Source organism: Halobacterium yunchengense, assembly GCF_037031165.1.
Taxonomy (GTDB): domain Archaea; phylum Halobacteriota; class Halobacteria; order Halobacteriales; family Halobacteriaceae; genus Halobacterium; species Halobacterium yunchengense.
In genome coordinates, this window is sequence record NZ_JAYEZL010000007.1 from 80,569 (window position 1) to 107,095 (window position 26,527).

Genomic DNA, 26,527 nt, shown 5'->3' on the forward strand with positions numbered 1-26,527 from the left:
TTACCAGAATTTGAGGTTCTGCTTGACCGCCTCTCGCTTCAGCTCCTGGATGTGCTCGGTGAGCGGGATGTCCTTCGGGCAGACGTTCGTACACGAGAACTGGGTCTGGCACCGCCAGACGCCGTGTTCCTGCTCGATGATCTCCAGGCGCTCCCGCCGCTTCTGTTCGCCCTCCCGTTCGTCCATGTAGAACCGGTAGGCCTTGTTGATGGCCGCCGGCCCGAGGTACTTGTTGTCGCCCGCGGCGATGTTACACGAGGACATGCACGCGCCACACCAGATACACCGCGTCGAGAGCTTGATCTTCTCGCGGTTCTGGCGGTCCTGGCGCTGCTCCTCGAGTTCGCCCTCGGGGAGGTCGTCGGGGTCGAAGAACGGGTCGACGGCCTCCATCTGGTCGTAGAAGTGGTCCATCTCCACCACGAGGTCTTTCACGACGTCCTGGTGGGGGAGCGGTTCGACGCGGACGGGCGCGTCGAGGTCCGCGATCTGGGTCTGGCAGCCGAGCCGCTGGCGGCCGTTGACGAAGAACGCGTCCGACCCGCAGACCGCCTGCCGGCAGGAGTGCCGGAAGGTGAGACTGGAGTCGTACTCGTCGCGGGCGTAGATGAGCGCGTCCAGCACGGTCATCCCCTTCTCGAAGGGGACCGCGAACGAGTCGAACCGCGGCTCCTCTTTGCCCTCGATCTCGGGGTCGTAGCGGAACACCTTCAGTTCGACCGTCTCCCCCTCGATCTCGGTGGCCGCCTCGGCGGCGTCGCGCTCGCGTTGCTCCCTGCGCGCGCGCTTCTTTGCCATCCGGCGCTGCTGTGGCGACGTCGAGGCCGGCTGTTCGGTCTCCGCCTCGGCCTCCGCGTCGGTGTCCGTCTCGGTGTCGGGTGTCTGCGTACTCATGTTAGAACCCCGCGAGCGTGTTTGCGACGCGAATCCCCTGGACGACCAGCAGGAGCGCTGCGACGCCGAGGACGACCTGGGCGACGCGCTTCTGGACGCCGTCGATGCCCTGGTTGACGAGCGCGTTGTAGACGCCGTTGACGCCGTGGAACGTGCCCGTCAGCAGGAACAGCACCATCGTGACGTAGTAGCCGACGTTCTGCATGCGCGCCTGGCTGCCCGCGAACTCGATCTCGTAGGCGTGCGTGACGAAGTGGAGATTGAAGAAGTGAAACGCCAGCACGACGACGAGGAACGCCGCCGTGACGCGCTGGAGCAGCCACGCGGTCGACCCGGACCGGAACGAGGAGTAGCGTTCCGCCATGGTCAGAACGCCCCCGAGACGAACGTCGGCACGCTCGCGACGACGATGACGCCGGTCAGCACGAGCGACGCGTAGAAGCTCTTGTCCTGCGATTCCAGTCCGACGCCGAGGTCCACGAACAGCAGGCGGACGCCGTTGAGGATGTGGAAGACGGCGACCGCGAGCAGACCGACCTCCATCAGGCGGACCAGCGCCAGCCCCTCGAGGCCGCCGATGGTGTCGTTGAACGTTGCCGCACCCTGCATGGACGTGCTCAGGACGGCGATGTGGGTGAAGAGGTACCCGATGAGCACCCACCCCGTGAACTTGTGGAACACCCAGGCCCACATCCCGGCCGTGAACTCCCGCCACCGGCCGAAGTCCTCGATGAGGCCTCGGTCGTACGACTGACTCATACCATTCAGACGGTGGGGTCCCTCCGCACATAGAAGTTACTACACGGGCACGCGGTGCGGCCGCGCGAGGGAACCCGGACTGACTGTCGTCGTGACCTGCTGCCGGGGGCGTCGGCGGCCCGGCCGTCGAGTGCTCGTCGCGCGGTGGCCGCCGCCGTCGGGCAGTCAGATGGCGTCCGGCGACCAGTCCGGGACGCCGTCGACGGCGCTCAGGGGCTTCGACTCCTCGTAGTAGTGGTCGTAGACGTCCCGGGCCCACGCGACGGCGTCCGGGTCGTCCGTGTCAGCGAACAGCAGGAGGGCGCCCGACTCGTCGTCGTACGCGCGCAGCGCCACGTGGTCGTCGTCGTACAGCGTCATCCCGAACGGGACGCCGTCGTGGATGCGGTACGCGGGCTCCCGGGTCGCCGCGGCGGCGCGGTGGATGTCCGGGAACTCCGTCAACCGCGTCTCGACGACGGACTCCGGCAGGACCGCGACCGCCGTTTTGTCCCCCTCCTCCGCGAGTTCGTAGAGCTTCTCGAAGTACAGCGGCGGGACGAACGACGTCCGGTCGATGGTCCGGACGGCGTCCGCCTCGCGGTACAGCTCCAGGTACCGGTTGATGGGCGGCGAGAGGGTGTCCGGCTGGGGGCGCGTGAGCGTGGCGTCAGCGAACAGTTCGACGTCGAAGTCGACGGCCGCGGACGCGAACGCGTCGACGAGCGGTTCGAGCCGGTAGGCGGCGGTGACCGCTCGCTGGAACGACGCGGTGCGCGTCGCGACGACGTCGCCGAGCCCGGTGAGCGTCCACTCGTGGTCGACGCGTTCGGCGAGCCCCCGCTCCTCGAGCGCGCGGACGATCCGGTGGCAGGTCGACTTCGAGACGTCGAGTTCGGCCTCCAGTTCCCTGCGGCTGCGCGAGCCGCCGGACAGCGCCGCGAGCGCGTCCCTGCGACCGACGAGTGTTTCGAGGAGGTCGTCGTCCGGCTTTCGCTCGCGCATGTACCGCACACTCTCGCCGCCCCGCTAAATTGTTACGGAGGATACACTCTCGCGACGCGGCGGCCAGACACCGGCCGCGAGACCGGCCCTCCTGGCTGCCGGGCGTCACTGTGCTGCTCGCTCCCGGTGAGCGGAGGCCCACCGTGGCGGCGAGTGGACGTGACAGGTCAGCCGCCGAGCAGACCGTCCTCGAGACGCGACCGGAGGTCGGTCCGCAAGCTCTCGATCGGGGCTAGTCCGGGCGCTCGGGCATCGTCCCCGAGCGCTCGCGCTCGTACGCGCGCCGCGTCCGCTCGTCCAGTTCCACGAGGTGGACGAGCGGGTTCCCCGGGTAGACCACGGGGTTCTCCAGCTTCCCGACGAGCAGTCCCGTGAACGGCGCCGGGACGTCGACGACCTCGGTCTTGAACGGGTTCGAGATGGTGCAGATCGCGTCGCCCTCGCGCACGAGGTCGCCCCGCTCGTAGTGCATGTCCACGAGGCCGCCGGCGTCCGCGCGGATCCACGTCTTCTGGTCGCGCGTGACGACAGTGCGCCAGCCCGGCCAGTTCACGGGCTCGGTCGGGTAGACGCCGTACTCCGCGAGCACGCTCGCGACGCCGTCCAGCGCGCGGTCGATGAGCGGCCGCTGGAACCGGTGGGCCTCCCCCATTTCGACGGTGATGGTGGGGACGCCGGCCCTCGTGGCCTCGCGTCGCAGCGTCCCCTCCGAGCCCTCGCTGTCGATGAGGACGTTCGACCCGAACGACCGCGCGAGCCGCGAGACGTCGTCGCTGTCCATGTCCGCGCGGACGTGCAGCATGTTCGTGCGGCCGCGCGTCGACGTGTGGAAGTCCAGGCCGATGTCGCAGGGCGCGACGAAGTTCTCGAAGATCTGGGCGGCCATCCGCTTCGCGCTCGTCGACCCCTCCCGGCCGGGGAACGCGCGGTTGAGGTCGCGGTCGTAGACGGGGAGGTAGCGCTGTTGGGTGACGAACCCCGGGACGTTCAGCACCGGCATGCAGACGAGCGTGCCGTGGAGGTTCGTGTGCACCCACTCGTGGGCGACCTCGCGGACCACCTCGATGCCGTTCAGCTCGTCGCCGTGGCTCGCCGCCGACAGGAACACCGTCGGCCCCGGGCGCTCGCCGTTCACGACGGAGACGGGGATGCGGACGGGGTCGCCGAGGTACGTCTCGCTGATGCTGTACCGGATGTCCGCGCGCTCCCCGGGGTCCACCCGGCCGCCGTTGTACGTGAACGCCCCGTCAGTCATGGCCCCGGCTTGGCGGCGGACACGTAAAACTGGGGTGGGGACGGCAACCGGCGCGCGGGCCGCCGCCAGTGCCACTACCGGCACCGTTTAGTCGGCGCTGTCCGTCTGTTCAGGGAAATGGACGACTCCGTGACGGTGGGCGTGCTCAGCCTGCACAACAGCAAGGAGACGAAGGCGATCCTGAACGCGGTCGAGGCGCTCGGCCACGACGGCGTCTGGCTGCGCGAGGAGAACCTCTGCGTGGACGTCACCGACGACGGCGCCACCCTCGACCCGGACGTCGACGTCATCGCGAACCGGCTGTTGCTGTCGAACACCGAACAGCCCGCCGAGCTGCTCGGCCTCGCGCTCTCGCTGAGCCGACTGCGGCCGACGCTGAACCGACCGGAGAACGTCCTCACGGCGTTCCACAAGTTCGCGACCGCGACGGCGATGGTGGGGTCGGACGTCCGGCTGCCGGCGGCGACGCTCGCGCTCGACTCCGACCGCCTGAACGCCGAGAAGGAGAAGTACGGCGACGAGGTCGTCTACAAGACCGCCATCGGCACGCACGGCGGCGGCACGTGGAAGATCGCCGCCGACGAGCAGGTCAACCCAAGGGTCGGCGACCGCTTCGCGTTCCTCCAGGAGCTCGTCGAGCGGGACAGCGACCGCCACCGCGACCTCCGCGTGTACGTCGTCGACGGCGACATCGTCGCGACGATGCGGCGGTACGCGCCCGAGAACGACTGGCGGACGAACGTCGCGCTCGGCGGCGACGTCGAGGGCGTCGACGACCTCCCAGAGGACGCCGCGGACATGGCCCTGGAGGCCGCCGACGTGGTCGGCCTCGACTACGCGGGCGTCGACCTCGTGGAGGGCGACGACGGCTGGCACCTACTCGAGGTCAACCCCACCGCGGGTTTCAAGGGGCTGTTCGCGGCGACCGGCGTGAGCCCGGCGCCACGCATCGCGAAACTCGCCATCGAGACGGCGGGCGGCGACGTCGACGACGACCAGGTCGCGTCGCTGTCCGGCGTCCTCGACGACTCCACGCCGGCGACGACGGCGCCGACGCCGCGCGCGCCCCCCGAGGAGATGGCGACCATCGGGTACACGGAGGACGTCCTCGTCTCCGGGACGAGCGGCACGCAGCGCGTCCTCGCGAAGTCCGACACGGGCGCGGCCCGCACCAGCATCGACACGCGGCTCGCCGCCGAGATCGGCGCCGGCCCGATCAAGTCGATGACGAAGGTTCGCTCGGGGAGCGTGAAGTCCGGGAAGGCGCGGCCCGTCGTCGACATCGTCGTCGGCGTCGCCGGCGACCGCCACACCGTCGCCGCCTCCCTCGAGGACCGCGGCCACATGCAGTACCCGCTGTTGCTCGGCCGCGACATCCTCCAGCACTACCAGGTGGACGTCCGCCGGCGCTCGGACGCCGACCAGCCGTCCGAGAGCGAGGAGTAACCTCCTACGGTTACGACTGCGCGACGAGGGAACGACGGACGGGCACGCGCCAGTTTCTTGCGGGGGGCGCCCGTCCCACTCGTTGATGGCGTTCTCGGAGCACGTACACGGCTGGCCGACCGGCTTCGACGTGGCCGGCGAGGTCACCGGCGCGGTAGGGGATTCGGTTACGGCCGTCCCCGTCGTGGTGGCACTCGCCGCGCTCTCCGACGTCGCCCTCGCGCCAGTGCTCGTCTGGTTCGGCGTGTTCCAGGTCGCGTGGGGCGTCCGGTACGGCGTCCCGGTGTCCGTCGAGCCGATGAAGGCGCTGGCGGCGCTGGCCATCGCCGGGTCGCTGTCCGCGAGCGGCCTCGCCGCCGCGGGCCTGCTCGCCGGCGGCGCGCTCTTCCTCGCCGGGTCGTTCGGCGTGCTCGGCCGCGTCAGCGACGCGGTCGGCCAGCCGGTCGTGCGCGGCGTCCAGCTCGCCGTCGCGCTCGTGCTCTTCGAGACGGCGGTCGGCCTCGGCGGCGCGAACCCCGGGCTCGCGGCCCTCGCAGTCGCCGTCGGCCTCGCGGTCGCCGTCGTCTCCGTTCGCGCCAGCGCGCTCGCCGTCGTGGCGGTCGGCGCAGGCGTCGCACTCGCCGACGTCGGCGTCCCGGCCGTGACCGTGCCGACGTTCGCGCTCGCGCTCCCGTCGGTCGCGGACGTCACCGGCGCGGCGACGGTGCAGGCGGCGGTCGGCCAGCTCGCGATGTCCGTCGGCAACGCCGCCGTCGCGACCGCGCTCCTCCTCGAGGAGTACTTCGACGCGGACGCGACCGCCGACGACCTCGCGGCGAGCATGGGCGCGATGAACCTCCTCGCGGTCCCGCTCGGCGCGATCCCGATGTGCCACGGCAGCGGCGGCGTCGCCGGCAAGTACGCGTTCGGCGCGCGCACCGCCGCCGCGAACGTCGTCCTCGGCGCGGGCTACGTGCTCGCCGCCGTGCTCGCGGTCGGCGTCGTCGCCGCGTTCCCGGTGGCGATGCTCGGCGTCGTGCTCGCCGCGGTCGCGGTCCAGCTCGGCCGGACGAGCCTCGACACCGACCGCCTCGCGGTCACCGTCGGCGTCGGCGTCGCCGGGCTCGCCGTCGGCGTCGGCGTCGCGTTCGTGGGTGGCCTGCTCGCCGACTGGGCGTGGCGCCGCGTCGCCGCCTGATGGCCGGCCGCGCGCCACGACTGACGGCCAGGGCGTGCGCCCTCGCTTGACGACCCGGCCGCGCGCTCTCGCTACTCCTCGTAGGCGCGCCACACGTACAGCGACCCGTAGGACCGGTAGGGCCGCCACCGGGACGCGACGTCGCGCATCCCGCTCCGCGAGAGCTCCTCGCCGTACAGCGCCCGCATCCCCTTCCGGATACCGAGGTCCCCGACCGGGAACACGTCCTCGCGGCCGAGCGCGAACATGAGGAACATCTCCGCGGTCCAGTCGCCGACGCCCGTTACCGCGGTGAGTTCCTCTCGGACCGCGTCGTCGTCGAGGCCGGCGAAGTACGCGCGGTCCCAGCCGTGCTCCAGGAACGCCTCGGCGACGTTCTGCACGTACTCGGCCTTCCGCCCGGACAGCCCCGCCGACCGGAGCGCTCCGGAGTCCGCGCTCGCGACGCCGGTGGGCGTCACGGCGACGCTGTCGAACAGCCGCTCGCGGATGGCCGCCGCCGCGTCCATCGACACCTGCTGGCGGACGATGGAGACGACGAGCCGCCGGAACGGGTCCTCGGCCGGCTCGAGCGCGAGTTCGCCGTGCTCGTCGACGAGCGACGCCAGTTCGGGGTCCTCGCGGAGCACGTCGTAGGGCTCGGTCACGCCCGGAGCCAGGGCCCGCAGGGATACACGCGTTTCGCTCCCCGCTCGCCGCCAGCCCCGGTCAGCGGTCGACGGCCGCGAGGAGGAACCCGGCGAGCGCGCCGACGCCGCTGTGCACGGCCGGGCCGACCGCGTTCACGGCGAACGCCACGAACAGCCGGAGCCGGAACGCGTCACTGACCGCGACGCCCTGGCTCGCGGGCGACAGCACCGGGTAGCTGGCGACCACGGCGACGCCGGTACCGACAGCGACGGCGGCGGCCAGGCGGACCGCGTCCTCGACCGGCGCGCCGAACTGCGCCGCGCCGTAGAGGGCGGCCCCCGGGACCACCGCGAGCAGGAGGCCGGTGGCGACCAGCGACTGGACCGCGATACTGACGACGCCGTCCGGCGGGACGCTGGTGCCCGCGTCCACGGCGAACAGGCGCACGACGGTGTGGGCGAAGCCGACGCCGAGACCGAGGAGGGCTGCGCGACCGGTGTCGTCCATGCGGCCGAGTTGTCGACAATCCGTGAAGTGCGTTTCGCGTCCCGCGCCTGGCGCGCGCTCGTAACGGCGGACCCCCGCCACCGCGAGGTCGTTTCGCGTGGCCGTCACCGGGCGGCCGTTTCCACGCGTGTAAACCCGTGAGACGTTCACACTCGGCGAGAGGGAAAGCTTCAACGGGGCGCCCGCTGGACCTACTCGCATGGACGTCGACGACATCGAAACCATCGCGGTGCTCGGCGCAGGCAACATGGGCCACGGCATCGCGGAAGTCGCAGCGCTCGCGGGGTTCGACGTGCACCTCCGGGACATCAACGAGGAGTTCGTCCAGAACGGCTACGACCAGATCGAGTGGTCGCTGGGCAAGCTCGCCGAGAACGACCAGATCGGCGACGACGAGGCCGACGCCGCCCTCGACCGCGTCACGCCGATCGTCGACCTCGAGGAGGCGGTCGCGGACGTCGACTTCGTCGTCGAGGCCGTGCCCGAGAAGATGGACATCAAGCAGAACGTCTACCGCGAACTCGAACAGCACGCGCCCGACCGCGCCGTGTTCGCGACGAACACGTCCAGCCTCTCCATCACTGACCTCTCCGAAGTCACCGAGCGCCCCAAGCGGTTCTGCGGGATGCACTTCTTCAACCCGCCCGTGCGGATGCAACTCGTCGAGGTCATCGCCGGCGACCACACCGACGACGACGTCCTCGACCTCACCGAGGACCTCGCCGAGGCGATGGGGAAGACGCCCGTGCGCGTCCGCAAGGACTCCCCCGGGTTCATCGTCAACCGCGTGCTCGTGCCGCTGCTGAACGAGGCCGCGTGGCTCGTCCACGACGACGTCGCGACCGTCGCCGAGGTCGACTCCACGACGAAGTACGACATCGGCCTCCCGATGGGCGCCTTCGAGCTCGCCGACCAGGTCGGCGTCGACGTCGCCTACGACGTCCTCGACTACATGCAGGACGTCCTCGGCGACGCCTACGAGCCGTGCCCGCTGCTCGTCGAGAAGGTCGACGCGGAGGAACTCGGGAAGAAGACCGGCGAGGGGTTCTACGACTACGACGACGGCGGCGCCGAGGTTCCGACCGACGAGATTCGCGACGACGTCGCCGACCGCCTCACCGCCGTGATGGCCAACGAGGTCGCGAAGCTCGTCGGCAACGACGTCGCCGACCCCGACGAGATCGACGAGGCCGTGATGCTCGGCGCCGGCTACCCCCAGGGCCCCGCGAAGATGGCCGACGACGCCGGCATCCAGTACCTCTACGAGACGCTCGATGACCTCCACGAGGAGACGGGCGCGCCCCGGTACGAGCCCAGCGCGGAGCTCGAACGCCGCGCCAGCGCGGACGAACCGTTCCACGGCAGCGACGACGACGACGGCGGCGACGCGTTCGCCTACGAGAACCTCGCCGTCGAGGTCGACGGCCACGTCGGCCACGTCGAACTCGACCGCCCGCACCGCATGAACACCATCAGCGCGGACCTCCTCGACGAGCTCGCCGACGCCGTCGACGCCCTCGAAGCCCACGAGGACGTCCGCGCCATCCTCCTCACCGGCGCCGGCGAACAGGCGTTCTCCGCGGGCGCCGACGTCACCTCGATGGCCGGCAGCGCCGACCCCCTCGACGCCGTCGAGCTCTCCCGGAAGGGCCAGCAGACGTTCGGCAAGCTCGAGGCCGCCGACGTCCCCGTCGTCGCCGGCATCGACGGCTACTGCCTCGGCGGCGGCATGGAGCTCGCGACGTGCGCGGACCTCCGCGTCGCCAGCGAGCGGTCGGAGCTCGGCCAGCCCGAACACAACCTCGGCCTGCTCCCCGGCTGGGGCGGCACCCAGCGCCTCAAGCACATAGTCGGCGAGGGCCGCGCGAAGGAGATCATCTTCACGGCTGACCGCTACGACGCCGCCGACCTCGAGGAGTACGGCTTCCTCAACGAAGTCGTCGACAGCGACGACCTCCAGGACCGCGCGTGGGAGCTCGCCCGCGACCTCGCCGCCGGCCCGCCCATCGCCCAGACGTACACGAAGCGCGCGATGCTCGCCGGCCGCGAGTCCACGGACGCCGGTCTCGAGGCCGAAGCACAGGCGTTCGGCCAGCTCATGAACACCCAGGACCTCATGGAGGGCATCGCCGCGTTCACCAGCGACCGCGACCCCGACTTCCAGGGCGAGTAGCCTCCCACCGTACCTTTTTCTGCCAGCACGCGGTGACCCACTCGCGTGCGCCGCCGCTACCGGGACGCCGACTGGCTGCGCGACCGCTACCACGGCGACGGCCGCACGCAGGCCGAGATCGCCGACGAGTGCGGCGTCTCCCCGCGCTGCATCCGCGAGTGGATGGCCCGCCACGACATCGAGACCAGGGCCGTCGAGGGCGAACACCACGGCCTGTACGGCGAGTCCCGCGACGACGAGACGAGGCACAAGATATCGGAATCGATGCGGGGCCGAGAGTTCACTGATGAGACGCGGGCGGCGATCTCCGAGGCCCAGCGAGGCCGCTCACTCGACGAGGAGACGCGGACCGCCATCTCGGAGGCGCTGTCCGGCACGTCGAAGTCCAGTGAGACCCGCGCTCGTATCAGCGAGGCGATGACGGGGGCGCGGAATCCCAACTGGAAGGGCGGCTACTACCGCCGGTACGGCGACGGGTGGGCGGTCGCCAAGGAGCGTGCCCTGGACCGCGACGAGGTCTGCCAGCGCTGTTGCGAGGACGGGACGGACCTCGAACTGGACGTCCACCACGTCGTCCCCGTCAGGGCGTTCCACGAAGCCGAGGACAAGACGCCGGCCGACGCACACGACCTCGACAACCTCGTCGTTCTCTGCAAGCGTTGTCACGCGCTGGTCGAACACGGTTCGGTCGACGTCCCCCGGCGATGACACGCCTCGCTCCGTTTGGTGAAATTTATACGTCCCCGCCCACTCGGTTCGAGTGCCGCAGTACAGCGGTGTTCGCTCGGTTGGTGTAGTCCGGCCAATCATTTCGGCCTTTCGAGCCGATGACCGGGGTTCAAATCCCCGACCGAGCACTTCTCCGAACGGCCCGTCGACCAGCCACGGGCGCGTCGCTTGTCGCGGGATTCCCTCGTTGTGCCGCCGCCGAGACGGGGACGAGCGGCCGCGAGTTACGGGCCGCGTCCGCGGCCGCTGGCGCCATTGGCCTTGCCGTTGTTGCCGTTGTTCCCGTTGGCGCCATTGGCTTTGCCGTTGCCGCTGGCGCCAGTGGCCTTCCCGTTGCCGTTGTTGCCGTTGGCTTTGCCGTTGCCGTTGTTGCCGTTACCGTTGCCGCTGGCGCCGTTGCCGTTCGTCTGGCCGCCGACGCAGGAGCGCGCCGGCGACGGCGCGTTCAGCCACGGCGTGTAGTCTGCGGACGCGTCGCCGCGCTCGAGTGCCCACGTCCCGGTGCCGTCAGGGTTGTCGTCGTCGGTCGGGCCGGAGCGGTCACCCCACCAGTTGCAGGTGGCCTCGAGCGTCCCGTCGTCGTCTTTCGTCTCGACGCCGTTCGGGGCGAGGAGGTTGTTGTGGCGGACCGTCGCTTCGGTGGCGTCCGCGCCGGTGTCGACGGCGACCGCGCTGCCCGGGTACGGCGCGGCGCTCCGGCCGTCGTCCGCCCCTGTGAACACGTCGAACTCGGTGCCGTCGTTCAGTTCGGAGACGTCGTTGTCCTCGACGGTGACGTCGGTCGGTGCGCCGGGCGCGCTCGCGGACGTCGCGAGGACGACGCCGTACGCCCAGCCCGCCGAGTGCAGGTCGGTGATCTCGTTGTCCGTGACCGTCGCGCCGTCGGCGCCGGCCTGGATCTTGACGCCGGCGACGCCGCCGTACTCCGGCCACTCGTCGCCGCCGTCGCTGCGGACGTCCCGGATCTGGTTGCCGCGGACGGTGACGTCACTGGCGCCGGCGCCGGACGCGCCGAACACCTGCACGCCGTGGACGGTGAAACTCCCCGCTCCGTCGCCGAGGTCCGCGCGGAACCCCTCGACGAGGTTGTCCTCGACGAGGACGTCGCCGGCGGTCACGCGCACGCCGAAGGGGTCGGGGAACGTCCCGCCGTCGAACGTCTCCGAGGCCGTGATCCGGAGGCGCCGGATCGTCACGCCGTCCGCTTCGACGGAGACGTAGCCGTCGACGGTTGCCGGGTTCCCGCCGTTCGGCGCCGTGCGTCCGCGCAGCGTCACTTCCTCGTCGGCTCTGACGGTCTCCTCGTAGGTCCCCGGTTCGATGCAGATGGTGTCGCCGGCGTCGGCGTCGTCGACGGCCGCCTGGATGCTGGCGTAGTCGTCCGGGACGACGGCGTCACAGGACTGCGCGGCCGCGGACGCGGACAGTCCCGTGACGCCGGCGAGGCCGGCGACCGACGCGAGCGTGGTGCGTCTCAGTACGCTCCGCCGCGAGAGCGCCGGGCCCGCAGGTTCGGTGTGTTTCACGGTATCACTCCCCAGGGTGGCGTTCGATTGGCTGGCTGATAAATCAGTGGGTCGGAGCGGCGCGCTCGCGTGCCGGGACGGCGCGTGTGCGGCCGGCTGTGGGCCGCGCGGACGTTCCGGACTCGGCGAGTGGGTGCGACCGTGACTGCTAACACCCTGACCGGTGAATGCGGGGCCATGAGCTACGAGGCGGTGTTCTTCGACCTCGACGACACCCTGTACTCGTACCCGGAGTGCAACGAGGCGGGGAAGACGGCGGCGTTCGAGGCGGCCAGGGACCGCGGCTACGACCTCTCGCGGGAGGCCTTCGACGACCTCTACATGGAGGGGCGACGCGAGGTGAAACGCGAGCTCGCGGGGACGGCGTCGGCCCACGAGCGGTTCCTGTACTTCAAGCGCGCGCTGGAGTTCCACACGGGGACCCACAAGGCGCGGGACGCGCTCGCGCTCGGCGAGGCGTACTGGGGCACGTACGTGGAGACGATGGAGCTGTTCGACGGCGTCGAGGCGACGCTCGCGGAACTACGGGCCGAGGGCGTGGACGTCGCCGTCGTGAGCAACCTGACGACGCGCATCCAGCTGGAGAAGATCGACCACCTCGGCGTCGAGGAGTACGTCGACCTCGTGGTGACCAGCGAGGAGACGGGCAGCGAGAAGCCGGCGAGCGTGATGTTCACGCTGCCGCTCGCGCAGCTCGACCGGCGGCCCAGCGAGGCGGTGATGGTCGGGAACTCCGTGGCGTCGGACGTCGCGGGCGGGAACGCGGTGGGGCTGACGACCGTGCTGTTCAACGGGGTCGCGGACGGCGAGACGGGCAATCGGCGGCCCGACCACCAGATTGATGCGTTCGGCGAGGTTCTGGAGGTGGTACTGTAATGCTCGCTCGCGAACGCGTCGCGGTGACGGAGTACGCACCGACGCTGGCGGAGTTGACGCCCGGTCGCACGGGGAACCTGAGCGTGCGGCGCGGCGACCAGTTCGCGGCGACGCCGACCGGCGTCCCCTACGACGGCTTCGACCCGGCGGACGTGCCGGTGGTCGACCTGGACGGCGAGGTCGTCGCCGGGGAGATGGCGCCGACCAGCGAGGTGCCGATGCACACGGGCATCTACCGCCGGCTGGACGCTGGCGCCATCGTGCACACGCACTCGACGTGGGCGACGACGCTGGCGGTGCTCGGCGAGGAGCTGCCGCCGGTCCACTACATGATCACGGCGGTGGGTCGCCGCGTGCCCGTCGCCGGCTACGCGCCCTACGGTACGGACGACCTCGCGGAACTCGTCGTCGACGAGATGGCGGACGCGGACTCGCGGGCGTGCCTCCTGGCCCACCACGGCCTGGTGGTGACGGGCGAGGACCTCGCGGCGGCCGTCGAGAACACGTACGTCGTGGAGAACCTCTGCCGGGTGTACCTGCAGGCGCGCCAGCACGGGACGCCCGACGAACTCTCGGCCGAACAGCTGGCGGCCGTCGAAGAGCAGTTCGAGTCGTACGGTCAGTAGGCGGCGTCGGTCGGCGCGCGAGAGACGGGTCGCAGCCCGGCCGCCGACCGCGTCACGCGTCGTTCATCCGGGTGGTGGTGGTCTCGCCGCAGGCCTGGCACTCGGCGACGCGGTAGGGCTCCCGCGAGAAGGCGGCGTTCTCGCGGTCGCCGTCGTCGCTCTCGGTGAGCAGCTCGATGCCCACCTCGTGAGGGCGTTCACGGCCGCACTCGTCGCACGTTTCGACGACGCCGTCGGTGTGTCGGTTCTTGCTCGCCATCGGACCCGACCTCGTCCGTACCGTGTCACTCCGGCTCCTTCGGCGGTGTGCCTAAGTGGTTTGGTCCGTCGTGGTCGCGTCCGACGGCCCCCGGGCGGGGCGAAGGCTTACCGGCGTCGGCGGTGAACGCTCCGTCGATGCGAACCCTCCCGCCCCCAGTGGACGTGGCCGACGCGCCCGCGTCGCTGCTCGACGGCCACCTCTGGCTGCAGGAGTACGTCCCCGGCGGCTGGCTGCGCGTCCAGTTGCGCGAGTCCGGCCGCCTGGCGTTCGGCGACGAGAACCGGGCGTTCGGCGGCGACCCCCCGCCGGGATTTCGCGCCGCGCTCCGGCACGTCCGCGCGTCCTTCGACCGGGACGCGCTCCGCGCGGCGCTCGCGGACGTCGAGACGGCGACGTTCTTCGGGCTGGCCACTCGCTTCGAGGGGCTCGACTACGACTGGGCGCGCGTGCCGCCGTTCCTCCTCGTGGACGTCCACGACGCCGAGGGCGACCGCTTCCTGCCGCCGGACGCCGTGGACGCGCTGGCTGACCGCCTCGGACTCGCCGGGCTGCCGGCGGTCGCGAAAGAGGTCCGCGGCGCCGACTTCGACCCCGCGCGCCACGACTGCCCGCCCTCGGCGTACCGCGACGGGGAGGCGGCCGGCGTGGTCGTCAGGAACAAGACCGGCGACCGCGGACTCCTGCGCTGTGCGCTCGACGGCGACCGGCGCGACGGCGTGGTCAGTGACGGACGCGACCACGGAACCGGCGACGTGTCAGCCGAGGCGGCCCCGTTCGGTGACGCCGCTGCGGCCGCGGACGCGCTCGTCACGGCCGAACGGGTCGACCGCGCGGCGGCCGCGGCGACGGGCGGCCTCGACGAGGTCACCGAGCGCGTCTTCGAACTGGTCGCGCGCGAGGGGTACGCGCGGCTCTTCGGCGACCGGGCGAGCGTCGACGCGGACGCGCTGCGACGCGCCGTCGGGGAGCGGACGCGCCGGCACTTCGGCGCGGCGTGACTCCAACTGGCGCCGCGCGGAATCCGTGCGCTGAAGCGGCCGCGCGGCGTACGGGGCGTCGATGACCCGGCAGTTCCGCTGGACGCGACCGCTGGGCGACGCCGCGGTGACCGTCGAGCGGGTCGCTGGCGACCACGACCTCGCGGCGGGCGACCGCGAGTGCCGCTACCGGCTCTCGCTGCCGGGCGGGGGCTCGGCCGGCGACGCGGCGGTCGACGCGCCGGCCGGCTGCGAGGTCGAACGCGAGGGCGCGGTCTGGCTGCGCGTCGGCGAGGGCACCGGGATTGCGCGCGTGCGCCTGCGAGCGGGAGCCGACGCCACCGTCCTCCGGGTGGCTGGCCCCGGGTTCGACGACGACCTCACCGCCGCGCTCGACGGCGACCAGGACGCCGCGCGCGCCGTGCTCGGTGCGTTCGCGGGCGCGGTCCCCGCGGTCTTCGCGTGCGGCACGTTCCTGGACGTCGAGGGCGTCGTCGCGCTCGTGGACGCGCTCGCGGCGGCGAGCGGGACCGCCGCCGACGACCTCCACGCGGCGCGCTACGACCTCGTGCGGGTCTCGGCGACGACCGCCGCCGGGCCGCGACTCGCGGACGCCGAGGACGTCGAAGCGCTCGTCGGCGGGCTGGACGAAGTGGCTGGCATCGGGGACGTCGACGTGCTGGACGCGCTCGCGGCCGCCACCGCGGTCGCGCACGACTCCCCGGGTGCGACGCGGCGCTGGCTCGCCGACCTGGGCTTCGACGTCGCCGCCCTCGCGGACCGCGGCGACGGCCGGTTCCTCGCGTGCTACCTCGCGCAAGTCGCGCGGACGCGCGGCGTGCCGGCGGCGAGACAGCGTGTCGCGCGACGGGCGGCCGGCGTCGACCACGAGGACTTCGCGGCGGCGAAGGCGGCCGCCGAGCGCGCGGACTACTGGGACCGCGGCGCGGCGTGGCGGGACGCCCTGTTGCCGGCGGCCGGCGAGTCCGAGGACGTGTTCGCGTACGTGCTCGCGAACGCGCTCTACTGGACGGGCGAGGTCGCGCGCACGGACTCGCGGGCGGACGAGCTCTGCCACGAGGGCGCGGCCGCCGCGGCGGCGACGATCGACCTGGACTGGGTGGTCGGCCGGGCGCGCTTCGAGCGCCACCGCGCCGCCGGTCACCGGCACCGCAGCGGCCGCAACCACGCGCTCGCCGTCGCGCACTTCGACGCGGCGCGCGCGCTCGCGTCGGAGTACGACTTCCTCGACCCATGGGAGCCGACGTACAGCCGCGCGGTCGTCGAGTCGAACCGGCTGTCCGCCGCGGGCGAACACGAGGCGGCGGTCGCGGTGCTGGACGACGCGCTCGACGCGCTCCGCGACCAGGGCGTGCCGGACGGCCGGTTCGCGGAGCTGCGCGACCACCTCGTCGGCCAGCGCCGCGAGCGCGAGGCGACGCTCGCGGACGGGGACGGCGAGCGCCTGACGCACCTCGAGGCCGCGCGCGACCGCTACGAGCGCCTGGGGTTCGACCGGTCGGTCGCGCGCATCGAAGCCAAACTCGACGGCGGCGGCGAGGGTGCGTCGACGGGCGGGCGCTCGCGGGACGACCGCGGTCCGGCGCCGGTGCCGCCGAGCGGGGACGTCGGCCCGAGGCTCGAGGACATCCCGGACCTCCACGACTTCCTCACGGAGCCCGACCCGACCGCGGTCGGGAGCGCGGACCCGGGCGTGCTGCCGGACGAGCGAAGCGACCGGGAGGGGTTCGCGGACGACCCCCGGCGCGACGGCGAGTTCCGGTAGTCGCCTGGGGCGAGACGGCCAGTATCGGTGGTCGTCTGGGGTGGGACGGCCAGTAATCGGTAGTCGTCCGTGCCGGCTCGCTACGACTCGTGGGGGACGGACAGCACCACTGCTTCGCCGGAGACGACGGTCTCGTCGGTCGCGGCGGTCGTCTCGACGCGGACGCGGTCGCCGCCGAGGTCCTCGACGACCTCGACGTCGGCGGTGACGGTGTCGCCCGGGTACACCGGGTTCTCGAAGGCGAGGTCCTGGGAGAGGTAGACGACGTCGCCGGGGAGCGCGGCGAGCGCGGCGCTGATGGGCGCGGCCGACAGCATGCCGTGGGCGATGCGGCCGCCGAACATCGTCTCGGCGGCGTACTCGTCGTCCTCGTGGATGGGGTTGTGGTCGCCCGAGAGGTCGGCGTACGCCTCGATGGTCTGTTCGGTGACGGCGATGGACGCTTCGGCGGTGTCGCCGACGGACGCGACTGGCATGGGAGTCGGTCGGCGCCGCGTCCCCGAAATTCCCGTGGTTAACATGTGAAACAGGGGGTTGAAGGCGGCGTCCGCGCATGCAAGGGGTATGCAGACGGTTTCCCGCGACGGCGTCCGGTTGGCCTACGAGCGAGACGGGCCGCGGGACGCGGAGACGGTCGTCCTCGTGGAGGGCCTGGGGTACGGCCGCTGGATGTGGAACTGGCAGCGAGACGCGCTCGCCGACGACTACGACGTCCTGGTGCCGGACAACCGCGGCACGGGGGACTCGGACGCGCCCGAGGGACCGTACACGATCGCGGAGCTGGCGGCGGACCTCGACGCCGTGCTCGCGGACGCTGGCGTCGAGGAGGCGCACGTCGTCGGCGCGAGCATGGGCGGGATGATCGCCCTGCAGTACGCCCTGGACTTCGACCGTGCGCGCTCGCTGACGCTGCTGTGCACGTCGCCGGGCGGCGACGTCGCGGTGCCGACGCCGCCGGAGACCCAGGAGCGCATGTTCGACGTGCCCGAGGACCTCGACGAGCGCGAGGCCGTCCTGTACAAGATGGAGCCGGCGATGACCGACCGGCTGGCGGACTCCGACGTCGTCGAGGAAATCGTGGACTGGCGGCTGGCGTCCGACGCGCCGCCGCACGCCCGCGAGGCGCAGGGCGCGGCGGTCGCGGCCTTCGACGCCAGCGACCGCCTCGGCGACGTCGACCTGCCGGTGCTCGTGATGCACGGCACCGCCGACCGCGTGCTCCCGGTGGAGAACGCGCGCGTCCTCCACGAGCGCCTGTCGGACAGCCGCCTCGACCTCGTCGAGGGCGGCCCGCACCTCTTCTTCGTGGAGGACAGCGACCGCGTGAACGACCGCCTGCTCGCGTTCCTCGACGATGTCTGAGGCGGGCGACTGGGTGGGCGACTGGAGCGCGCGCCGCGCTGCGCTGTCGCCCGACGCGCCCGCGCTCACGGACGCCACGACGGGGGAGACGTGGACGTACGCGGACCTGGACGCGCGCGCGAACCGGACCGCGCGCCTGCTCGCCGACCGCGGCGTGGCCGACGGGGAGCGCGTCGCCGTCGTCTCCCGGAACCGCCCGGCGCTCGTCGACCTCGTGTTCGCGTGCGGGAAGACCGGCGGCGTGTTCGCGCCGCTCTCGCACCGGCTGGCGCCGCCGGAGCTGGCGGCGCTGCTCGGGACCGTCGACCCCGAACTCGTCGTCGTCGAGGAGCGCTTCGAGGGCGACGTCGCCGACGCGCTGGGGGACGTCGAGGACGGTGACGACCGCCCCGAGGTGCTCGCGCTCGCGACCGACGGCGACCACGACGCGCCGGCGTTCGGCGGCGCCGTGCCGGCCGACGACTCGCCGTACCGGTCGCGGGACCGCTCGCCGGACGACCCGTTCATGTTCCTGCACACGGGCGGCTCGACGGGGACGCCGAAGGAGACGGTGCTCACGCACGGCTCGGTCGTCTGGAACGCGACGAACACGGTGACGGCGTGGGGGCTGCGCCCCGGCGACGCGACGCCGATGGTGTTCCCGATGTTCCACACGGGCGGCTGGAACGTCCTGACGATGCCGCTGTTCCACGTCGGCGGGCACGTCGTCATCGCGCGTGACTTCGACCCCGGCGAGGTGCTGTCGCTGGTCGAGGCCCACGACGCGAGCGTGCTCGTGGCGGTGCCGGCCGTCCTGCGGATGGTGACCGAGCACGACGACTGGCCGGACGCGGACCTCTCGTCGCTGCGGTTCGCGAAGAGCGGCGGCGGGCCGTGCCGGCGCGCGGTCATGGAGGCGTGGTGGGACCGCGGCGTCGACCTCTCGCAGGGCTACGGCCTCACCGAGTGCGGGCCGAACAACTTCGCGATGCCGGACGACTGGCCGCGCGAGAAGGCCGACAGCGTCGGGGTGCCGGCGATGCACGTCGACGCGCGCGTCGTCGCGGAGGACGGCACGCCGGTCGAGGACGGCGAGGTCGGCGAACTCCTCCTGCGCGGCCCGCACGCGGCCGCCGGCTACTGGCGGGCGCCCGAGGAGACCGCGGAGACGTTCGATGCCGCGCCCGTCGACGACCCGACCGCCGACGGCGTCTCCGCCGGGTGGGTGTCGACGGGCGACCTGGCGCGCCGGGACGCGGACGGCTACTACTACGTCGAGGGCCGGAAGAAGAACATGTTCGTCAGCGGCGGGGAGAACGTCTACCCGCCCGAGGTGGAGGACGCGGTCGCCGACCACCCGAAGGTCGAGGAGGTCGTCGTCGTCGGCGTCCCCGACGACACCTGGGGGACCGTCGGGAAGGCGGTCGTGCAGGGCGACGAGTCGCTGACGCTCGCGGCCCTCGAGGCGTTCCTCGACGACCGGCTCGCGGGCTTCAAGCACCCGCGGCACCTCGCGTTCGTCGACGAACTGCCCACGAGCGGGCCGTCGAAGATCGACCGCGACGCGGTCCGCGAGGCCTTCGGTGCCGAGGACGCCTGACGGGGCCGGCCGACCGGTCTCGGGCGCGTGACGCGCTCGCGGGGCCGGCCGGCGCGCGACGGGGTAAACGTTTTGTCGGTCCTCGAACAGAGTCAGGTTGGACACGGACGATGATCAACGTCAGCGTGGAGGTCGAGCAGTACGACTGCCCGTTCGTCCACGCCAGCGACAGCCACGAGGTCGCGTTCTCCTCGGTGCACTGCGACGCGGGGCCGGACCGCACCGAGGTGCGGTGGGTCGCGGAGGCCGCCGACCGGGCGGCCCTCGAGTCCGGGCTGGGCGCCGTCCGGGACCACGACGGCGTCGCGGAGTACGAGCTGTTCTCGAAGGTGGACAACGTCGCGAAGTTCCGGACGGTGGTCGGGCCGACCGCGGCGATGGACGTGGTGCAGTCCCACGACGGCTACATCACGGGGCCGTTCTACGCCGAGCACGGCACGGAGACCTGGCACGTCGGGTTCGACGAGCCCGACGACGCGGACGGCGCGCTCGCCGCGCTGGACCGCAACCACGAGTACGACGTCGTGGGCCGCGACGACACCGACGACGCGGAGCTCCACCGGCTCGTGCAGAACGCGGGCGCGGCGATGACGCTCATCGAGGGCTGCAGGGACCTCTCGGACGTCGAACGCGAGACCCTGGAGGCGGCGGTCTCCGACGGCTACTACGAGAACCCCCGTGACGCGACGCTGGGGACGCTCGCCGACCGGTTCGGCGTCTCGAAGCCCGCAGTCTCGAAGAACCTCCGGCGGGGCGAACAGAAGATGATCCAGCGCGTCATCGACGCCATCGAGGACCTCGAGTGAGGTCCCGGCGTCGGTCCGGCGTCGGCGCGCCGGCGGTCGTTCACATGTTAACCCGGCCGTATTTGCAGGAAGCGTAACAGAATAGCGTGACATGCCGAAGTTTGGCACGTCACGGCGGAACGTACTGAAGACGGTCGGCGCGGCAGGCGCCGCTGGCCTCACCGGCCTCGCGGGCTGTGCCGGCCTCGGTGGTTCAAGCGGTCCTGATAACATGAAAATCGGAGTGATGCAGCCGCTGTCGGGAGACATCGCGTACTACGGACAACACTCGCTGTGGGGGTTCCTCTCCGGGCTCGCGTACAAGGGCGAGACCGACCCCATCGCCGAGCCGGAGACCGGCACCCACGAGGTCGACGTCGACGGCACGACGATCGAACTGGTCGTCCGCGACTCGAAGTTCCAGGCGGACACCGCGCAGTCCGTCGCGAACGACCTCGTCAGCGACGACGAGGTCGACGTCCTGTTCGGGTGTGCGTCCTCGAGCGCCGCGCGCCGCGTGGCGAACAACGTCCTGACGGCGACGGACGTCCCGTACGTGGCGGGCCCGGCCGCCGCGGCCGACCTGACCAACGACGCGGAGACGTGCTCGGACCAGCTGTTCCGCGCGAGCGAGAACACCGCGATGGACGCCCGCAGCGGCGGGAAGTACGTCGCCGAGAACACCGACGTCGGCAGCGTCTACCTGTTCGGCGCGGACTACTCGTTCGGGCGCGCGGTCGTCAACAACTACGAGAGCGTGCTCAGCGACGCGGGCGTCGAGATCGTCGACACGCGCTTCGTCGAGAGCGGCTACAGCGAGTGGGAGGGCCTCCTCCAGCAGGCCGAGGACGCCGGCGCGGAGGGCGTCGTCGGCGGGTTCACCGTCTCGACGCTCCCGTACATGTTCGCGCAGTTCCTCCAGGGCGACTACTCGTTCCGGCTGTTCGGCGGGTTCGCCACCGAGATCGCGACCGGCGCGCTCGGCGACACCCTCAAGCAGGTGCTCGGGGAGCCGCTCACCGAGGAGAAACTCGACGGCGTGAAGGCCGGCCCGTTCACGACCCGCTACCACTGGAACCAGTACGACAACGACGTCAACAGCGACTTCGTCGACATGTACACGTCGACGTACGGGAAGGTCCCGGACCTGTTCAGCTCCGGGACGTTCACCGCGGCGTCCGCCATCGTGCAGGCGGTCCAGGAGGCCGGCTCCACGCAGCCCGACGACCTCATCGACGCGCTCACGGGGATGACCGTCGCGGACACGCCGAAGGGCGAGGACGCGTACACGTTCCAGGAGTACAACAACCAGGCGCGCTCGTCGATGACCGTCGCCGGCGTGACGCCGACCAGCGACGAGTGGGCGGACAACTGGAACGCGCCCATCATGCCGACCGAGCCGCTGGAGACGGTCTCCGGGGAGGCGTCGACGATCCCCGCGGACAGCGACCAGATGGGCTGCTCGCTGTAGATGCTGCGAACGCGTGACCTGACCCGCCGGTTCGGCGGCCTGGTCGCGGTCGACCACGTCGACTTCGAGCTCGGCGGGGACGAGCTCTGCTCGCTCATCGGGCCGAACGGCGCCGGGAAGACGACGTTCTTCAACCTCCTCACGGGGACCCTGGCGCCCAGCGAGGGCGCGGTCGAACTCCGCGACGGCGACGGCTGGCGGGACGTCACCGACGCCGACCCGGCGCGGACCGCCCGCCTGGGCGTCCACCGGTCGTACCAGATCACGAACGTCTTCCCGACGACCAGCGTCCTGGAGAACGTCCGCGTGGCCGCGCAGGCCGGCGACGACACCGGCCGCCGCCTCCACCGGAACGTCACCGCCTTCGACGAGCACTACGAGGCGGCGTGGGCGATCCTGGAGCGCGTCGACCTCGCCGACCAGGCCCACGAGGCAGCCCAGAACCTCAGCCACGGCGCCGCCCGCCAGCTCGAGGTCGGCATCGCGCTCGCCGGCGACCCCGACGTCCTCCTGCTGGACGAACCGAACGCCGGCGTCTCCTCGGAGAGCGTCGACCGCATCGTCGACCTCATCGAGGACGTCGCCACCGACCACGCCGTGTTGCTCGTCGAGCACAACATGGACATCGTGATGCACGTCAGCGACCGCGTCGTGGTGCTTGACCGCGGCGAGGTCATCGCCGACGGCCCGCCGTCGGCCGTCCGCGACGACGAGGACGTCCAGCAGGCGTACCTCGGCGGCTACGAACGCGAGGGGGTAGCGTGACGCTGCTGGACGTCGAGGACGTCCACACGTACTACGGCGAGAGCCACGTCCTCGAGGGCGTCTCCCTGGAGGTCGAGCGCGGCGAGGTGGTCGCGCTCGTCGGCCGCAACGGCGTCGGGAAGACGACGACGCTGCGGTCGGTCCTCCAGCTGACGCCGCCCCGCGAGGGCGACGTCCGCTACGACGGCGAGAGCCTCGTCGGCCTCGACACCCACGAGGTCGCCGACCGCGGCGTCGGGTGGATTCCCGAGGACCGCCGCGTGTTCGCGCACCTCACCGTCGAGGAGAACGTCCGGCTCGCGGTCCCCGACGGCGGCGACGAGCGCGCCGGCCTCGAGACCGCCTTCGCGGCGTTCCCGGACCTCGAGGAGTTCGCCGGCCGGGACGCCGGCACGCTCTCCGGCGGCCAACAGCAGATGCTCTCGATCGCACGCGGCCTCGTCGGCGAGAACGACCTGCTGCTCGTCGACGAGCCCAGCGAGGGGCTCGCGCCGCTCATCGTCGAGGACGTCGCGGCCTCGCTGCAGGACGTCGCCGAGGACACGACGCTGCTGCTCGTCGAACAGAACCTCCCGCTGGCCCTCGACCTCGCCGACCGGTTCTACGTGCTCGACCACGGCACCGTCGTCGACGAGGGCAGCACGGCGGGCGTGACCACCGAGGACGAGCGCTTCGAGAGGTTGTCGGCATGAGCGCGCTCGGGACGCTCCTCGAGATCCTCGTCTCGGGGCTGGCGAAGGCCGGCCTGTACGCGATGATGGCGCTCGGGCTCACCCTCATCTTCGGGCTGCTCGGCGTGCTGAACTTCGCGCACGGCGCGCTCACGATGGTCGGCGCGTACGTCGCCGCGTTCGTGATGGTGACGTTCGCGGGCACCGGCTGGGCGGCGGTCGGCACGTTCCTCGTCGCGGGCGTCGTCGCCGCCACCGTGGTCGGCGGCATCGGCGCGGCGATGGAGGTCGGCCTCATCCGGAAGCTCTACGACAGGCCGCCGATCTACCAGATCCTGTTGACGTTCGGCGTGACGCTGGTCATCGACGAGCTCGCGCGCATCGTCGTGCTGTTCTACGGGATGCAGCCGCGCACGGACTGGCGGGAGGCGCTCGGCACGAAGCCGGCGTTCCTCAGCGACACGTACGGCGTGCTCGGCGCGAGCGTCTCGAACTTCGAGCTGTTCGAGTTCGCGTGGGGCGCGCTCACCGTCGTCGCCGTCTGGGCGTTCCTGAACCGCACCCGGTACGGGCTGATGGTGCGCGCGGGCAGCGAGGACGACGAGATGGCGGCCGCGCTCGGCGTCGACGTGCGGCGCGTGTTCACCGTCGTGTTCGCGCTCGGCTCCGCGCTCGCCGCGTTCGCCGGCGCGCTCCTCATGTGGGACTCCGCGTGGGGCGCCAGCGTCCCGCTCGCGTCGGAGACGCTGCTGCCGGCGTTCGTCGTCGTCATCGTCGGCGGCCTCGGCACGTTCCGCGGCACGGTCATCGCCGCGCTGCTCGTCGGGATGGTCGACGCCCTCATGACGCACGTGTTCACCGAGGGCATCGTCACGTTCTCGGGGCTGCCCGAGCTCACCATCTTCCTCATCCTCGTGGGCGTCCTCGTCGTGCGCCCGCAGGGCATCTCCGGGCTCGCGGAGGTGGGGGGCCATTAGCACCGAGTCTGTCGGCCGCGAGCGAGCGGCCGACGCGGACGCGAGCTGGGTGCGCCGGTACGCACGCGACCACGTCGCCCACCTGCTCGTGGTCGGAGCGCTCGGCGCCTACCCCCTCGTGTACTCGGTGGTGACCGCCGTCGGGTTCGGCGGCGTCGCCGAGGCGTTCCTCCCGCGGACGGAGACGATGATCGCGGTGTTCTACTTCGGGCTGTTCGCGATGAGCTTCGACTTCATCTCCGGGTACACCGGCTACCTCTCGTTCGGCCACGCCGCGTTCTACGGCACGGGCGGGTACTTCGTCGTCCTCGTCGCGAACGGCAAGGTCCCGCTGCTGCCGCCGGACACGCCGTTCGTGGTGAGCATGCTGCTGGCCGGCCTGCTCGCGGCGGCGCTCGCGCTGCTCATCGGGTCGGTGTCCTTCCGGCTCTCCGGGGTCTACTTCGCGATGATCACGCTCGGGTTCGCGCAGGTGATGTACGTCTTCATGCGGGACTGGGAGTACCTCGGCTCCAACCCCCGGGACGGCGTCGCGGTCAGCAACGACCTCCACCCGAACGGCTTCGAGATCGGCGTCCCCGGGGTCGACGCCCTGAACTTCGCCATCGGGCCGCTGCGCGGCGACGAGCTCCGGTGGCTGTTCCTCGACCTCGGCGCGACCGAGGTGTCGTACTACATGGTCGGGGCAGTCGTGCTCGCGAGCTACCTCGCGATGCAGCGGATGGTGCACTCGCCGTTCGGGCGCGTGCTCGTCGCCATCCGCGAGAACGAGGAGCGCGCCCGCGCGGTCGGCTACGACACCTACCGGTACAAGCTCGCCGCGTTCGCCGTCAGCGGGTTCTTCGCCGGCGTCGCGGGCGCGCTGTTCGCGGGGTTCCGGCGCGCGGTCTCCCCGGACAACTCGCTGTACTTCCTCGTGAGCGGCGACGCGCTGCTGGCCTCGATCATCGGCGGGTTCGGCACGCTCGCCGGGCCGCTGTACGGCTGGCTGTTCAACGAGGCGGTCGTCGAGTTCCTCTCGAAGACCGGCAGCGGCGGCGGGCTCTTGCCCCTGTTGCGCGCGTACCTGCCGGCGAGTGTCGTCGAGACGCCGCTGGTAGGCGGGCTGACGCTCGGCGAGGGCATCGAGGTGTTCCTGAACGGGCACGCGCCGCTGTACCTCGGCGTCGTGTTCGTGGTGTTCGTGCTGTACGTGCCGGGCGGCCTGCTCGGCTGGCTGCGCGACCGCATGGGCGGCACCGTCGCGAAACGGCTCCCGGTCTACCTGCGCAACCTCCGCCGATGACGGTCTGTCTCACCGGCCTCGGGACGTACGTCCCCGACCGGGTCGTCACCGGCGAGGCGGTCGCAGCGGAGAGCGGGATCCCCGTCGACGTCGTCACCGAGAAGATGGGCGTCCGCGAGAAGCACGTGTGTCCGCCCGACGACGACCACGCCACCGACATGTGCGTGGCGGCCGCCGAGGAGGCGCTCGCTGACGCCGACGTCGACCCCGGGTCGCTGGACCTCGTGCTCTACCACGGCAGCGAGTACAAAGACTACGTCGTGTGGTCGGCGGCCGCGAACGTCGCCGACCGCCTCGGCGCCGAGCACGCGTACGCGACGGAGAGCTACACGCTCTGCGCGGGCGCCCCGGTCGCGCTCCGCCAGGTGCGCGCGCAACTCGAGACCGGCGACGTGGACTCGGCGCTGCTGGTCGCCGCGAGCCGCGAGGAGGACCTCGTGGACTACGGCGACGAGGACGCCTCGTTCATGTTCAACTTCGGGAGCGGCGCGTCCGCGTACGTGCTCGAGCGGAACGCCGGCGACCGCGCTCGCGCGACCGTCCGCGAGAGCGCCGCCGTCACGGACGGCAGTTTCGCCGCGGACGTCGTGATGCCCGCCGGCGGTTCGCGGAACCCGCCCAGCGAGCGGACCATCGGGGAGGGCCTGCACGCGCTCACCGTCACCAGCGACGACATGAAAGACCGGATGGCGGACGTCAGCGGCCCGAACTTCCTGTCGGTCGCCGACGACGCCCTCGAGCGCTCGGGGCTGGCCCGCGAGGACCTGGACTTCGCCGCGGTCACGCACATGAAGCGGTCGTTCCACGAGTGGCTCGTCGGCGAACTCGGCCTCGGCGACGACGGCCACCACTACCTCGACGAGTACGGCCACGTCCAGAGCGTCGACCAGGCGCTCGCGCTCCGCGAGGGCCTCGCCGCCGGCACCGTCGCCGACGGCGACGTCGTGCTCTTCCTCGCCGCCGGCACCGGCTACACGTGGTCGGCGACCGTCCTCGAGTGGCGGGACTGACCGCGAGGGGACGCG

General features: G+C 71.8%; 27 protein-coding genes and 1 tRNA gene. 18 read left to right on the forward strand and 10 right to left on the reverse strand.

Annotated elements, in window-relative coordinates; translation table 11 throughout:
* The 5 genes from U5911_RS16580 to U5911_RS16600 all read right to left on the reverse strand — a co-directional run bounded on the left by U5911_RS16580 (nt 1) and on the right by U5911_RS16600 (nt 3,892).
* Nucleotides 1-894, reverse strand: coding sequence for a succinate dehydrogenase/fumarate reductase iron-sulfur subunit (locus tag U5911_RS16580; RefSeq protein ID WP_336038211.1), 894 nt, complete (start codon nt 892-894; stop codon nt 1-3).
* Between the two features lies 1 nt (nt 895).
* Nucleotides 896-1,258, reverse strand: a complete 363-nt coding sequence (locus U5911_RS16585; protein ID WP_336038212.1) for a succinate dehydrogenase hydrophobic membrane anchor subunit — start codon at nt 1,256-1,258, stop codon at nt 896-898.
* 2 nt (nt 1,259-1,260) lie between these two features.
* A complete protein-coding gene (gene sdhC, locus U5911_RS16590) occupies nt 1,261-1,653 on the reverse strand; it encodes a succinate dehydrogenase, cytochrome b556 subunit (RefSeq protein WP_336038214.1) in 393 nt (130 codons plus the stop codon).
* A gap of 165 nt (nt 1,654-1,818) precedes the next feature.
* Nucleotides 1,819-2,637, reverse strand: a complete 819-nt coding sequence (locus U5911_RS16595) for a helix-turn-helix transcriptional regulator (protein ID WP_336038216.1) — start codon at nt 2,635-2,637, stop codon at nt 1,819-1,821.
* A gap of 232 nt (nt 2,638-2,869) precedes the next feature.
* Entirely contained in the window at nt 2,870-3,892 is a 1,023-nt protein-coding gene (locus tag U5911_RS16600; protein ID WP_336038218.1) for a succinylglutamate desuccinylase/aspartoacylase family protein, read from the reverse strand.
* A 117-nt stretch (nt 3,893-4,009) separates the two neighbouring features.
* Here U5911_RS16600 and U5911_RS16605 point away from each other — a divergent pair, with 117 nt between their 5' ends.
* Together U5911_RS16605 and U5911_RS16610 are read left to right on the forward strand one after the other, a co-directional pair.
* A complete protein-coding gene (locus tag U5911_RS16605; protein ID WP_336038219.1) occupies nt 4,010-5,338 on the forward strand; it encodes a putative ATP-dependent zinc protease in 1,329 nt (442 codons plus the stop codon).
* A gap of 85 nt (nt 5,339-5,423) precedes the next feature.
* On the forward strand, nt 5,424-6,515 hold the full coding sequence (locus U5911_RS16610) for a putative sulfate/molybdate transporter (RefSeq protein ID WP_336038221.1): 1,092 nt from the start codon (nt 5,424-5,426) through the stop codon (nt 6,513-6,515).
* Nucleotides 6,516-6,586: 71 nt separating this feature from the next.
* Here the strand turns inward: U5911_RS16610 and U5911_RS16615 are convergent, their stop codons facing one another.
* Both U5911_RS16615 and U5911_RS16620 read right to left on the reverse strand, forming a co-directional pair.
* Nucleotides 6,587-7,162, reverse strand: a complete 576-nt coding sequence (locus tag U5911_RS16615; protein WP_336038222.1) for a DNA-3-methyladenine glycosylase family protein — start codon at nt 7,160-7,162, stop codon at nt 6,587-6,589.
* 61 nt (nt 7,163-7,223) lie between these two features.
* The gene (locus tag U5911_RS16620; protein ID WP_336038223.1) at nt 7,224-7,652 is read right to left on the reverse strand and encodes a hypothetical protein; all 429 of its coding nucleotides are present in this window, start codon (nt 7,650-7,652) and stop codon (nt 7,224-7,226) included.
* 199 nt (nt 7,653-7,851) lie between these two features.
* Here U5911_RS16620 and U5911_RS16625 point away from each other — a divergent pair, with 199 nt between their 5' ends.
* The 3 genes from U5911_RS16625 (at nt 7,852) to U5911_RS16635 (ending at nt 10,682) form a co-directional block, all read left to right on the forward strand.
* On the forward strand, nt 7,852-9,825 hold the full coding sequence (locus tag U5911_RS16625) for a 3-hydroxyacyl-CoA dehydrogenase/enoyl-CoA hydratase family protein (protein ID WP_336038224.1): 1,974 nt from the start codon (nt 7,852-7,854) through the stop codon (nt 9,823-9,825).
* 45 nt (nt 9,826-9,870) lie between these two features.
* Complete coding sequence (locus U5911_RS16630) at nt 9,871-10,533, forward strand: NUMOD3 domain-containing DNA-binding protein (protein ID WP_336038225.1); 663 nt, start codon at nt 9,871-9,873, stop codon at nt 10,531-10,533.
* 74 nt (nt 10,534-10,607) lie between these two features.
* A tRNA-Glu gene (locus tag U5911_RS16635) sits at nt 10,608-10,682 on the forward strand.
* Between the two features lie 96 nt (nt 10,683-10,778).
* On the opposite strand, the gene U5911_RS16640 is transcribed toward U5911_RS16635, so the two are convergent.
* Entirely contained in the window at nt 10,779-12,080 is a 1,302-nt protein-coding gene (locus U5911_RS16640; RefSeq protein ID WP_336038226.1) for a right-handed parallel beta-helix repeat-containing protein, read from the reverse strand.
* Between the two features lie 177 nt (nt 12,081-12,257).
* On the opposite strand from U5911_RS16640, the gene U5911_RS16645 reads away from it, so the two are divergent.
* A complete protein-coding gene (locus U5911_RS16645; RefSeq protein ID WP_336038227.1) occupies nt 12,258-12,956 on the forward strand; it encodes an HAD family hydrolase in 699 nt (232 codons plus the stop codon).
* Entirely contained in the window at nt 12,956-13,582 is a 627-nt protein-coding gene (locus U5911_RS16650; RefSeq protein ID WP_336038228.1) for a class II aldolase/adducin family protein, read from the forward strand. Before U5911_RS16645 ends, U5911_RS16650 begins: the two co-directional genes overlap by 1 nt.
* Nucleotides 13,583-13,634: 52 nt before the next feature.
* Here U5911_RS16650 and U5911_RS16655 read toward each other — a convergent pair whose 3' ends face one another.
* A complete protein-coding gene (locus tag U5911_RS16655) occupies nt 13,635-13,841 on the reverse strand; it encodes a DUF7835 family putative zinc beta-ribbon protein (protein WP_336038229.1) in 207 nt (68 codons plus the stop codon).
* A 137-nt stretch (nt 13,842-13,978) separates the two neighbouring features.
* Here U5911_RS16655 and U5911_RS16660 point away from each other — a divergent pair, with 137 nt between their 5' ends.
* Both U5911_RS16660 and U5911_RS16665 read left to right on the forward strand, forming a co-directional pair.
* Nucleotides 13,979-14,842: a hypothetical protein gene (locus U5911_RS16660; RefSeq protein ID WP_336038230.1), complete on the forward strand. Its 864-nt coding sequence runs from the start codon at nt 13,979-13,981 to the stop codon at nt 14,840-14,842.
* A 61-nt stretch (nt 14,843-14,903) separates the two neighbouring features.
* Entirely contained in the window at nt 14,904-16,607 is a 1,704-nt protein-coding gene (locus U5911_RS16665; RefSeq protein WP_336038231.1) for a hypothetical protein, read from the forward strand.
* Between the two features lie 80 nt (nt 16,608-16,687).
* On the opposite strand, the gene U5911_RS16670 is transcribed toward U5911_RS16665, so the two are convergent.
* Complete coding sequence (locus U5911_RS16670; protein WP_336038233.1) at nt 16,688-17,083, reverse strand: MaoC family dehydratase; 396 nt, start codon at nt 17,081-17,083, stop codon at nt 16,688-16,690.
* A gap of 88 nt (nt 17,084-17,171) precedes the next feature.
* Between U5911_RS16670 and U5911_RS16675 the strand changes: the two genes are divergently transcribed.
* The 9 genes from U5911_RS16675 (at nt 17,172) to U5911_RS16715 (ending at nt 26,512) form a co-directional block, all read left to right on the forward strand.
* The gene (locus tag U5911_RS16675) at nt 17,172-17,969 is read left to right on the forward strand and encodes an alpha/beta fold hydrolase (RefSeq protein ID WP_336038234.1); all 798 of its coding nucleotides are present in this window, start codon (nt 17,172-17,174) and stop codon (nt 17,967-17,969) included.
* Entirely contained in the window at nt 17,962-19,548 is a 1,587-nt protein-coding gene (locus U5911_RS16680; protein ID WP_336038235.1) for an AMP-binding protein, read from the forward strand. Before U5911_RS16675 ends, U5911_RS16680 begins: the two co-directional genes overlap by 8 nt.
* Before the next feature lie 110 nt (nt 19,549-19,658).
* Nucleotides 19,659-20,354 (forward strand): helix-turn-helix domain-containing protein, encoded by a 696-nt coding sequence (locus U5911_RS16685; RefSeq protein WP_336038237.1) that lies wholly within the window; start codon nt 19,659-19,661, stop codon nt 20,352-20,354.
* Nucleotides 20,355-20,445: 91 nt separating this feature from the next.
* Nucleotides 20,446-21,804 carry an ABC transporter substrate-binding protein gene (locus tag U5911_RS16690; RefSeq protein WP_336038239.1) on the forward strand — a complete coding sequence of 453 codons (1,359 nt, stop codon included), beginning with the start codon at nt 20,446-20,448 and terminating at the stop codon, nt 21,802-21,804.
* Nucleotides 21,805-22,569, forward strand: coding sequence for an ABC transporter ATP-binding protein (locus U5911_RS16695; protein WP_336038240.1), 765 nt, complete (start codon nt 21,805-21,807; stop codon nt 22,567-22,569).
* Nucleotides 22,566-23,261: an ABC transporter ATP-binding protein gene (locus U5911_RS16700; protein WP_336038241.1), complete on the forward strand. Its 696-nt coding sequence runs from the start codon at nt 22,566-22,568 to the stop codon at nt 23,259-23,261. Before U5911_RS16695 ends, U5911_RS16700 begins: the two co-directional genes overlap by 4 nt.
* Complete coding sequence (locus U5911_RS16705) at nt 23,258-24,217, forward strand: branched-chain amino acid ABC transporter permease (protein WP_336038242.1); 960 nt, start codon at nt 23,258-23,260, stop codon at nt 24,215-24,217. The genes U5911_RS16700 and U5911_RS16705 overlap by 4 nt, the downstream gene beginning before the upstream one ends.
* 49 nt (nt 24,218-24,266) lie before the next feature.
* Nucleotides 24,267-25,502 carry a branched-chain amino acid ABC transporter permease gene (locus tag U5911_RS16710; RefSeq protein WP_418771555.1) on the forward strand — a complete coding sequence of 412 codons (1,236 nt, stop codon included), beginning with the start codon at nt 24,267-24,269 and terminating at the stop codon, nt 25,500-25,502.
* Nucleotides 25,499-26,512, forward strand: a complete 1,014-nt coding sequence (locus U5911_RS16715; protein ID WP_336038243.1) for a 3-oxoacyl-ACP synthase — start codon at nt 25,499-25,501, stop codon at nt 26,510-26,512. The genes U5911_RS16710 and U5911_RS16715 overlap by 4 nt, the downstream gene beginning before the upstream one ends.
* The last annotated feature ends 15 nt before the right edge of the window (nt 26,513-26,527 follow it).

Coding starts and splice junctions, on each gene's coding strand:
- U5911_RS16580 (WP_336038211.1), bottom strand. CDS start 894: ATGAGTACGCAGACACCCGACACCGAGACGGACACCGACGCGGAGGCC.
- U5911_RS16585 (WP_336038212.1), bottom strand. CDS start 1,258: ATGGCGGAACGCTACTCCTCGTTCCGGTCCGGGTCGACCGCGTGGCTG.
- sdhC (WP_336038214.1), bottom strand. CDS start 1,653: ATGAGTCAGTCGTACGACCGAGGCCTCATCGAGGACTTCGGCCGGTGG.
- U5911_RS16595 (WP_336038216.1), bottom strand. CDS start 2,637: ATGCGCGAGCGAAAGCCGGACGACGACCTCCTCGAAACACTCGTCGGT.
- U5911_RS16600 (WP_336038218.1), bottom strand. CDS start 3,892: ATGACTGACGGGGCGTTCACGTACAACGGCGGCCGGGTGGACCCCGGG.
- U5911_RS16605 (WP_336038219.1), top strand. CDS start 4,010: ATGGACGACTCCGTGACGGTGGGCGTGCTCAGCCTGCACAACAGCAAG.
- U5911_RS16610 (WP_336038221.1), top strand. CDS start 5,424: ATGGCGTTCTCGGAGCACGTACACGGCTGGCCGACCGGCTTCGACGTG.
- U5911_RS16620 (WP_336038223.1), bottom strand. CDS start 7,652: ATGGACGACACCGGTCGCGCAGCCCTCCTCGGTCTCGGCGTCGGCTTC.
- U5911_RS16625 (WP_336038224.1), top strand. CDS start 7,852: ATGGACGTCGACGACATCGAAACCATCGCGGTGCTCGGCGCAGGCAAC.
- U5911_RS16645 (WP_336038227.1), top strand. CDS start 12,258: ATGAGCTACGAGGCGGTGTTCTTCGACCTCGACGACACCCTGTACTCG.
- U5911_RS16650 (WP_336038228.1), top strand. CDS start 12,956: ATGCTCGCTCGCGAACGCGTCGCGGTGACGGAGTACGCACCGACGCTG.
- U5911_RS16655 (WP_336038229.1), bottom strand. CDS start 13,841: ATGGCGAGCAAGAACCGACACACCGACGGCGTCGTCGAAACGTGCGAC.
- U5911_RS16660 (WP_336038230.1), top strand. CDS start 13,979: ATGCGAACCCTCCCGCCCCCAGTGGACGTGGCCGACGCGCCCGCGTCG.
- U5911_RS16665 (WP_336038231.1), top strand. CDS start 14,904: ATGACCCGGCAGTTCCGCTGGACGCGACCGCTGGGCGACGCCGCGGTG.
- U5911_RS16670 (WP_336038233.1), bottom strand. CDS start 17,083: ATGCCAGTCGCGTCCGTCGGCGACACCGCCGAAGCGTCCATCGCCGTC.
- U5911_RS16675 (WP_336038234.1), top strand. CDS start 17,172: ATGCAGACGGTTTCCCGCGACGGCGTCCGGTTGGCCTACGAGCGAGAC.
- U5911_RS16680 (WP_336038235.1), top strand. CDS start 17,962: ATGTCTGAGGCGGGCGACTGGGTGGGCGACTGGAGCGCGCGCCGCGCT.
- U5911_RS16685 (WP_336038237.1), top strand. CDS start 19,659: ATGATCAACGTCAGCGTGGAGGTCGAGCAGTACGACTGCCCGTTCGTC.
- U5911_RS16690 (WP_336038239.1), top strand. CDS start 20,446: ATGCCGAAGTTTGGCACGTCACGGCGGAACGTACTGAAGACGGTCGGC.
- U5911_RS16695 (WP_336038240.1), top strand. CDS start 21,805: ATGCTGCGAACGCGTGACCTGACCCGCCGGTTCGGCGGCCTGGTCGCG.
- U5911_RS16705 (WP_336038242.1), top strand. CDS start 23,258: ATGAGCGCGCTCGGGACGCTCCTCGAGATCCTCGTCTCGGGGCTGGCG.
- U5911_RS16715 (WP_336038243.1), top strand. CDS start 25,499: ATGACGGTCTGTCTCACCGGCCTCGGGACGTACGTCCCCGACCGGGTC.